The 1,509-nt window shown below is 43.1% G+C and carries 1 protein-coding gene; it reads left to right on the top strand.

Features of this window, described 5'->3' with window-relative positions; all coding sequences use genetic code 11:
* Positions 1-107 precede the first annotated feature (107 nt).
* Positions 108-1,457: a citrate/2-methylcitrate synthase gene (locus tag B2X33_RS05320; protein ID WP_296668151.1), complete on the top strand. Its 1,350-nt coding sequence runs from the start codon at positions 108-110 to the stop codon at positions 1,455-1,457.
* The last annotated feature ends 52 nt before the right edge of the window (positions 1,458-1,509 follow it).

Raw genomic sequence — 1,509 nt, 5'->3', positions numbered from 1 at the left:
GGGAGCAATATTGCAGTAGAAGTTGCATAGATTTTTTGAAATCTGTATAATTATCAATAAAAGTTAAGAATATTGCATATTTATGCAAAATAACAGGAGATGCCGGAATGGATACAGAAAGCCTTTTTATCGGACGCTTGTCCGTACTTGCTGAACGCAACGACCCAATCGACACTAGTCTTTACGAAAAATATGATGTAAAACGAGGTCTGCGCAATGCCAACGGAACAGGTGTGCTCGTCGGTCTTACAAGCATTGGCGATGTTGTAGGATACGAAGTGAAGGACGGTAAAAAAATTGCAATCCCCGGCAAACTCTTGTATCGCGGTTATAATGTTGCTGATTTGATAAGCGATGCAGAAGCTCATAATCAGTTTGGCTATGAGCAGGCGGTTTATCTTTTGCTTTTTGGCGAACTGCCGACCCAGAGCGAGCTTGAGCTTTTTAAAAAATATCTCGGTGAATTGCGCGCTTTGCCTCCAAATTTTACTGAAGACATGATTATGAAAGCTCCGTCTGCTGATATTATGAATAAACTTGCGCGCGGTGTTTTGGCTTCTTATTCTTACGACAAAAATCCGGAAGAACGCTCTCTTTCAAATATTTTGCGTCAATGTATTGAGCTTATAAGCCGTTTTGGAACTTTGACAGCTTACGGTTATCAGGCAAAACGCCGTTATTACGACGGAAAGTCGATGTATATCCACAACCCGCTGCCAGAGCTTTCTACTGCGGAAAACTTTTTGCGATTGATCCGCAACAACAAGGCTTTTACCGATGACGAGGCTAAACTTCTGGATCTTGCGCTTATCTTGCATGCTGAGCATGGTGGCGGCAACAACTCTTCTTTGACGGTGCATGTTGTTTCTTCTGCGGACACGGACACTTATTCTGCAATCGGCGCGGCTGTTGGCTCTCTAAAAGGTTACAGACACGGAGGAGCAAATATCCGTGTAATCGAAATGATGGACGACATAAAGTCTCATGTCCGCGACTGGTCGAGCGAAAAAGAAGTAAAGGAATATTTAAGAAAAATTGCAAACAAAGAGGCGTTTGACCATACAGGTTTGATTTATGGTCTTGGACACGCAATTTACACGATTAACGATCCTCGTGCGACAATTTTGCGTGATCATGCGGCAAAACTTGCAAAAGAAAAAGGCCTTGAAGACGAATACAACCTTTACAAGCTGATTGAAAGGCTTGGACCGGAAGTTATTTACGAAAAACACGGCGATGAAAAGAAAATCTGTGTAAACGTAGACTTCTATTCTGGTTTTATTTATACAATGCTGAATATTCCTCGCGAGCTTTTTACTCCTCTGTTTGCAGTAAGCCGAATCGCCGGCTGGTCTGCCCACAGAATCGAGGAAATTGTCGCCGGAGGACGAATTTACCGTCCTGCTTACAAAAATATTCTTGCTGAAAGAAATTATATTCCAATCGAAAAAAGATAGAAGGGGCGTTGCGGGGTAGTTCCCCGCACGGAGGGTAGCGGAAAACGCCTGC

Origin of the sequence: Treponema sp. UBA785, from assembly GCF_002297065.1 — a bacterium.
GTDB lineage: Bacteria > Spirochaetota > Spirochaetia > Treponematales > Treponemataceae > Treponema_D.
This window is presented reverse-complemented; position numbering and strand designations above follow the sequence as displayed.